The following is a 6,576-nucleotide window of genomic DNA, read 5'->3' as shown; positions in this document are numbered from 1 at the left end:
CACATGGGGTGCGCGGGACGCGGGTCCTGGGGCTGCCGGGGAGACTGCCGAGGCCCGGGGAGTCATGGCGTTCATGGTGGCCACGTGGGGCACGGCGGGGGCCACGGGAGCCATGTCGGGGGCCGTGGGAGAGGCGCCTGCGGAGGGGCCGGGACGGGGGGACGGCACGGGCCGTGCGGGTTCGCCCTGGGGACCGCAGCAGTCGGAACCGGACCCTCCGGAGCCGGTCGCGCCACGGCCGGTGCCGTTGCAGCAAGCGCCGCTGGCCGACGGCACGTTGGGGCGTCTTGTAACGAACTAGTGGCGGTCGGCGTGGCCGCCTGGATTCGACCCGAGGTGTGCCGGTTAGACTCCCCCGGCTGTAAGAAAGATCATGTTGACGGGGTGAATTCTTCCGATGAGCGACGCCTGCACGTCCCAGCCGCTGCCCGCCGACCGCACCACGGCACCCGGCCACGGCAAGCACCGCGGTCCGGTCTCGGCGCACGACACCGAGTCGGCCCCCCGCGGCCGGCACCGCAAGCCGGTGGAGCAGCAGACCGAGACGGCGGCCTGACGGTACGTCAATCGGTATGACACACGGCCCCGTTCACCTCACGGCGAGCGGGGCCTTGTCGTACGCTTCCGGCGCAGGTTCGGCGGCTCACGCGTACTGGACGCCGGTGTCGGCGAGGACCGGTGCGTCGCCCCGCTCCACGGCGCTGACGTCCACCCGGATCTCCCCGTCCTCCCGCCACATCCGCACCCGCAGGGTCTCCCCGGGGTAGACAACCCCGGCGAACCGTGCGGCGTAGCCGCGCACCCGGGTCACGTCCCCGCCGAGCAGCGCGTCGACGACGGCTTTCAGTGTGATGCCGTACGTGCACAGGCCGTGCAGGATGGGCCGGTCGAAGCCCGCCCGCTCGGCGAACTCGGGGTCGGCGTGCAGCGGGTTCCAGTCGCCGCAGAGGCGGTAGAGCAGCGCCTGGTCCTCCCGGACGGACCGCTCGACGGTCCGGTCGGGCGCGCCTGCCGGCGGTTCGCGCCGGGTGGCCGGGCCCCGGTCGCCGCCCCAGCCGCCTTCGCCGCGTACGTAGATCTGGGCGTCACCGGTCCACAGCGGGCCCTCTGCGTCGGCGACGTCGGTGCGCATGACCAGTACGGCCGCCTTGCCCTTGTCGTACACGGCGGCGATCCTGTCGGTCGCGGTCGCGGTGCCCTCGGCCGGGAGGGGGCGGTGCAGGGTCAGCGACTGCCCGCCGTGCAGGACGCGGGCGAGGTCGACGTCGACGCCGGGCATGGACAGGCCGCTGATCACTCCGGGTGAGCCGGCGCCCGCGACGGTGGCGAAGCTCGGCAGGACGTGCAGCCGGGACTCCAGGGTGTAGCACAGTTCGCCGGGGTCGGTGGCGGGGCGGCCCGCGCCGATGCCGAGGTGGTAGAGCAGGACGTCCTTGGGCGTCCAGGAGATCTCGCCGGTGCGGGGTTCGGCGGCGAGGGCCTTGGCTGCGTCAATGGGCATGGGGCTCCTGTGCCCGGCGGAGCCGGAGGGGGAAACCCCGGTGCGGGCCGTCCACGCCGCCGGCCGCACCGTGGTCGTCCCGGAGCCGCGGACCCGCCCTGCTGGACGTCTCTCCGTTGCACCGCCTCGCGATTGACGACCCGTCAGCGGCCCTGCCGCTGTGCGACGTACTGGGGGGGGCGGGTGAACTCGCGAAGATCACTCCGCGCAGAATGACCCATATGCCGACGACGCACATACCGAAGACAACGACGTCCGACGACGTGCCCTCCATCAGCCGCTTCCTGGCCCTCGCCTTCGACGACGACCCGATGATGCGCTGGTTCTTCCCCGAGGACGCCACCCGGGAGACCGGACTGTCCCGCTATTTCGCCACCCTCCTCACCCGCCAGTACCTGCGGCACGGCGTCTGCGAGCACACCGGCTCGGCCGCCGCCTTCTGGGTCCCGCCGGAGGGGCAGGAGAAGGCCGTCCCGGACGCGGCGACCGTCGCGCAGCTCCAGGAGATCCTCGGCGACCGCGCGCCGCTGTTCCGGGAGGCCGTCGAGGCCGCCGCCCAGCACGGCCCGCAGGAGCCGCACTGGTACCTCGCCGTGATCGGCGCCGACCCCGCCGCCCGGGGCCAGGGGCACGGGGCCGCCCTGCTGCGCTCGGGGCTGGCCCGGGCCGACGCGGCCGGACTGCCCGTCTACCTGGAGTCCTCCAAGCCGTCCAACCTCCCTCTCTACGAGCACTTCGGCTTCACCGTCCTCACGGAACTGCGGCTGCCGGGCGGCGGACCGGCGCTGTGGGCGATGCGCCGGGAGCCGCGCCCGGGGTCAGCGCAGGACCAGTAGCACGGCCAGGGCGACCAGGAGCGAGTCGATCCGGTCCAGCAGGCCGCCCGAGCCGGGGAGCCAGCGGCCGGCGTCCTTGGCCCGCGCGCCTCTCTTGATCATCGATTCGAGGAGGTCGCCGGCCGGCCCGCCGACCGCCACGGCTGCCGCCATCGGCCAGCTCAGCGCGGACAGCAGGGCGAGCGCGGCGAGCCCGGCGGCGGCTCCGGTGAGTGTGCCGCTCCAGCGCTTGGCCGGTGACAGGGGCGACAGCCGCGGTCCACCGAGCCCCTGCCCGGCGAAGTACGCCACGATGTCGGCGACGGAGACCGCCACGAACAGCGCGAGCGCGCTCGCCCCGAGCGGCACCAGCGCGGCCAGCGGACTCAGCCAGGCCAGCCCCAGGAGTCCGGCGGCGAGTCGGCGCTGGCCGTGGTCGGCGTCGCCGGACAGCAGCGGTACCGCCGCCACCGCGAGGGCCCCGAGCGCGGCGGCCCGCAGCACCTGCCCAGGAGCCAGCCAGGTCGTCAGCACCACCCCCATCAGCGCCGCGGCCAGCACCAGCCGGTCGGTCCGGCCCAGCCGCATCAGTCCGCCGTACTCCAGCACCGCGATCAGCCCGGCCGCAACGGCGACGGCCGCAGCGCCCGGGCGGCCCCACCAGAAGGCGCCCGCGACCAGCGGCACGCCCACCGCCCAGGCGCACCACCGGACCATCAGCTCACGACGCCGCGACGCCACAACCCCGATACCGCCCAGGGCCAGCGCACCACCGAGATAGGGCGCCAGGGAGGCAACAGTGATCATCGAGCGGTTCCGCCGACGGGCACGTGCGCGGAGACCGAACCGACCGGATCGGGCGCGGGGACCGTACCGGGCGCGGCCGGCGCGAGAGTGGAACCGGGCGCGGCCGGGCCCTCCCGCAGCGCGGTCAGGGCGGCTCCGCACGCGACCAGGATGCGTGTGTTCTCCGCAGTGTCCCTGACCGCGATGCGCACGGTGCGCCCCTGGTACGCCGGGGACAGCGGCGACAGGTCCCGCAGATACACGTCATGCCGGCGGCACTCCCGCACCAGTCGCGCGGCGCTCGGCCCGCCGGGCGGCAGGGTCACGTTGAGGAAATTCGCCACGGACTCCTCGACCACGAGGGCCTGGTCCAGTGCGGCCAGGCCGACGGCCAGCCGGTGGCGCAGCTCGTGGGTGCGCTGCCAGCGGTCGCGGTAGTAGGCCGGGTCGCGCAGGGCCGCCACCGCGGCCAGCTGTGCCGGGAGGCTGACCGGCCAGGGCGGGGTCCGCCGGCGCAGCTGCGCCGCGGTGCCCGGCTCGGCCACCAGATAGGCGGCCCGCAGGCCGGAGAGGGCGTACATCTTGGACAGGGAGCTGCACACCACGACCCGCGGGTCCGTCGCGGCGAGGCCGGCGAGCGACTCGGTCAGGTCGGTGTAGCCCAGGTACGCCTCGTCGATCCACCAGCGGGTTCGGGCGGGTGCGGCGGCGATCAGCGAGCGCAGCTCCGCGGCCGGGGTGTGGCGTCCGGTCGGGTTGTTCGGGTTGACCACCACCACGAGGTCGTAGGGGCGGGCGTGGACGGCGGCGGAGAGACGGGCCGGGTCGATGCGCCAGCCGTCCTCGCGGCGCAGCCGGAACCGGTCCACGCGGCAGCCGATGACCCGCTCGGTGACGTGCGCGTACTCGCCGTAGCCCGGGTCGATGAGCAGCACTCTGTTCTCCGGGGTCAGCCAGCACCCGAACGCCCGGAAGATCAGGTCGGAGGAACCGGCGCCGAGGACGAGGGCGTCGAGCGGCAGTTCCCGGGTGGCGGCGATCTCGGCCGCCAGGCCTTCGGCGCCGGTCGGCGGGGAGGTGCGGGCGGCCCAGGCCGGGTCCTGCGCGAGGACGTCCCGCACCCCGGGCGCCGGTGGGAACCAGGCGTCCAGCACGTCGGCCGCGACCACCTCGTGCCGCCGGTGCAGGGTGCGGAAGTCCGTACCGATCGCGGTGAAGGAGGCGCCGCCGTGTTCACAGCCGTCCGGGCCGGGCGCGAAGGGCATGTCCAGCCGCCAGTCCACCGTGGACACCAGCCGTTCCAGCACGGTGCGGTGACGTTCCATCACCCCCTGGGTCAGCTCGGTCACGCTGCCGGTGAGCACCTCGAACGTCACCGCGCCGCTGCGGACGGTGCGGCCGACCGGGCGCAGACCGGCGGCCCGGTACATGGGCAGCACGTCCGTGCGTCCCATGGCCACCACCGTGCGGCCGCCCCGGGAGGCGATCCAGCGCAGGGCCGCGTACATGAGCAGGGATGCCGCGGCGGTGGTCCGCCGGCGCGGCTCGACGGTGAGGATGCGCACCTCGAACGGGTCCTCCTCGGTGAGCAGCGGCAGCTCGTCGCGGGTCAGGTACTTGTCCAGGGCGTACCGGCCCACCCAGGGCGGGGTGACGCTGACGAAGCCGATCCGGTCCGTTCCCCGTGCCGCGACCAGGTAGACGTTGTCGCCGTCCAGTCCGTCGCTGAGCCGCCCGCTGGGGTTCGGCGCGTGCTGGCCCAGCTCCTGCGCGTACACACGGTGGCGCAGTTCGTGGATCCACTCCAGATCCTCGGGAGTGGCATCGCGCAGTTGCAGGTCACGGGCCATGGGCACCTCTTTCGGGCACGGGGGCGGCGGGGGACTTCATCCTCGGGACCGCGGTGGGGCCGCGTCAGGGGCGGGCGACGCAGCCCGTCTGAGTACGCGTACTCAGGCGCGGCGGAAGGACAAGGGCCCACCGGCCGGTCCCCCGGGCTAGTCGGCGAGCTTCGTCACCTCCGCCGCGGCGTACTCCGTGCCCCGCGGCGCGAGGCAGACGAACCAGTCGACCGGGGAGCCGTCGGCGAGCTGGATGAACCTCGTGCCGGCAGGTGTCTCGCTGTTCTCCGGGGCTCGTTCCACCACGGTGCTGGTGCCGTCCTTCCAGGTGCAGGTGACCTGGCCGGCGGCCCTGGTGACCTGGCCGACGACCAGGCGCTCCGGGCTGTCGTCGCCGCGGTCCAGGGAGACGGCGGCCGTGGTGAGGTCCTGGGGCACGCCCTGGTCATGGGTGAAGGCGGACCACATGACCAGCGACTCGGTGCCGTCGACGAAGCTGCGGACGAAGTAGTGGCTGCTGCCGGCCATCACGTAGGCGTTCCGGACCTCCTGAGGGAACTCCCCGTACTCGGCCATCCGCGTCAGCTGGGCCTGTGCCTCCGTCTCGTCGCGGGGGGCCGCCCAGACGTCGAGCACGACCGACCACTCCCTGCCCCCGTCCTTCCCCCTGGCGAGCAGGGTCCGCTGCGGCGAGAACACATCAGGTGTCGCGGGCTGCGACCGGCCGGCGGGCGGAGCGGCCCGGTCGCCGCCTCCGCCCGGCAGCCCCGCGACCGCCAGGGTCGCCGACGAGCCGCTGATCAGCAGCGCCGTGGCCGCCGCCACGGCCCAGCGGCGGGCTCTGCGGCGGCGTCCGCCCCGGAGCACCGACTGGTAGGGGGCTATACCGATCTCGACCTCGTCCGCGGCCTCGGCCAGCAGGAAAGCGATGTCCGTGTGCGACATGTCGTGCTCGGTCTCCCGGTTCGCGCCCATCACTTCCGCCCTCCCTGTGTCACCGTCTCGGCCAGCCCCGGTATAGCGCGGAGTTTCGCGATCCCCTTCGCCGCGTTGCTCTTCACCGCACCGACGGAACAGCCCATGGCCTCGGCCGTCTGGGTCTCCGTCAAGTCCTCCCAGTACCGCAGCACCACTGCCTCCCGCTGGCGCGCGGGCAGTTCGGCGAGTGCCGTCAGCAGCGCGTTGCGGTCGTCCGCCTGGGCGATGCGGTCGCCCGTGTCCGGCTGCTCGTGCGCGAGGCCGGAGTCGTCCTTCGGCGCCAGGAACTCCCGCAGGCGTCTGCGGTGTCTGCGGGCGTGCGCGTTGATCATCACGCGCCGGACGTACGCCTCCGGTTCATCGGCCGAGCCGACCTTGCGCCAGGCCACATAGACCTGTTCGAGCGTCGACTGGACCAGGTCCTCCGCCGCGTGCTGCTCCCCCGTGAGGAGAAATGCCGTGCGCATCAGCCGCGGCCAGCGGCCGATGACGAAGGCCTGGAACTCCTCGTCCCGGGCCTGCTTCCGATCCCCCATGGGCACCTCCTAGACAAACAAAGGAGTCCATGGGCACCGCGAACCGTTGCCTCCCCACTCCAACTTTCTCCCGCCCCGCTCACCCCCTGCCGGGGCAGGCTCAGCGAGCGGTCCTGGCC

7 protein-coding genes are annotated in these 6,576 nt (G+C 73.7%); 2 read left to right on the top strand and 5 right to left on the bottom strand.

The genetic code is table 11. The features are described 5' to 3' along the window. The first annotated feature begins 397 nt into the window (after positions 1 to 397). Positions 398 to 556: a hypothetical protein gene (locus CCN42_RS43565; protein WP_086741933.1), complete on the top strand. Its 159-nt coding sequence runs from the start codon at positions 398 to 400 to the stop codon at positions 554 to 556. A gap of 87 nt (positions 557 to 643) precedes the next feature. Here the strand turns inward: CCN42_RS43565 and CCN42_RS39115 are convergent, their stop codons facing one another. After that, the gene (locus CCN42_RS39115) at positions 644 to 1,501 is read right to left on the bottom strand and encodes a MaoC/PaaZ C-terminal domain-containing protein (protein ID WP_086741932.1); all 858 of its coding nucleotides are present in this window, start codon (positions 1,499 to 1,501) and stop codon (positions 644 to 646) included. A 212-nt stretch (positions 1,502 to 1,713) separates the two neighbouring features. Between CCN42_RS39115 and CCN42_RS39110 the strand changes: the two genes are divergently transcribed. Then, positions 1,714 to 2,337, top strand: a complete 624-nt coding sequence (locus CCN42_RS39110; protein ID WP_086171929.1) for a GNAT family N-acetyltransferase — start codon at positions 1,714 to 1,716, stop codon at positions 2,335 to 2,337. On the opposite strand, the gene CCN42_RS39105 is transcribed toward CCN42_RS39110, so the two are convergent. From CCN42_RS39105 to CCN42_RS39090, 4 genes are all read right to left on the bottom strand, one after another. Further along, the gene (locus CCN42_RS39105; protein WP_086741931.1) at positions 2,320 to 3,123 is read right to left on the bottom strand and encodes a phosphatidate cytidylyltransferase; all 804 of its coding nucleotides are present in this window, start codon (positions 3,121 to 3,123) and stop codon (positions 2,320 to 2,322) included. The two genes, CCN42_RS39110 and CCN42_RS39105, sit on opposite strands and share 18 nt — an antisense overlap. Further along, positions 3,120 to 4,952, bottom strand: coding sequence for a histidinol-phosphate aminotransferase family protein (locus tag CCN42_RS39100; protein ID WP_086741930.1), 1,833 nt, complete (start codon positions 4,950 to 4,952; stop codon positions 3,120 to 3,122). The genes CCN42_RS39105 and CCN42_RS39100 overlap by 4 nt, the downstream gene beginning before the upstream one ends. 147 nt (positions 4,953 to 5,099) lie before the next feature. Then, complete coding sequence (locus tag CCN42_RS39095; RefSeq protein ID WP_211294898.1) at positions 5,100 to 5,918, bottom strand: hypothetical protein; 819 nt, start codon at positions 5,916 to 5,918, stop codon at positions 5,100 to 5,102. Continuing rightward, positions 5,918 to 6,457: a SigE family RNA polymerase sigma factor gene (locus CCN42_RS39090; RefSeq protein WP_086171933.1), complete on the bottom strand. Its 540-nt coding sequence runs from the start codon at positions 6,455 to 6,457 to the stop codon at positions 5,918 to 5,920. The genes CCN42_RS39095 and CCN42_RS39090 overlap by 1 nt, the downstream gene beginning before the upstream one ends. Between the last annotated feature and the right edge of the window lie 119 nt (positions 6,458 to 6,576).

The organism is Streptomyces glaucescens, from assembly GCF_002154375.1.
Classification (GTDB): Bacteria; Actinomycetota; Actinomycetes; order Streptomycetales; family Streptomycetaceae; genus Streptomyces; species Streptomyces glaucescens.
This window is presented reverse-complemented; position numbering and strand designations above follow the sequence as displayed.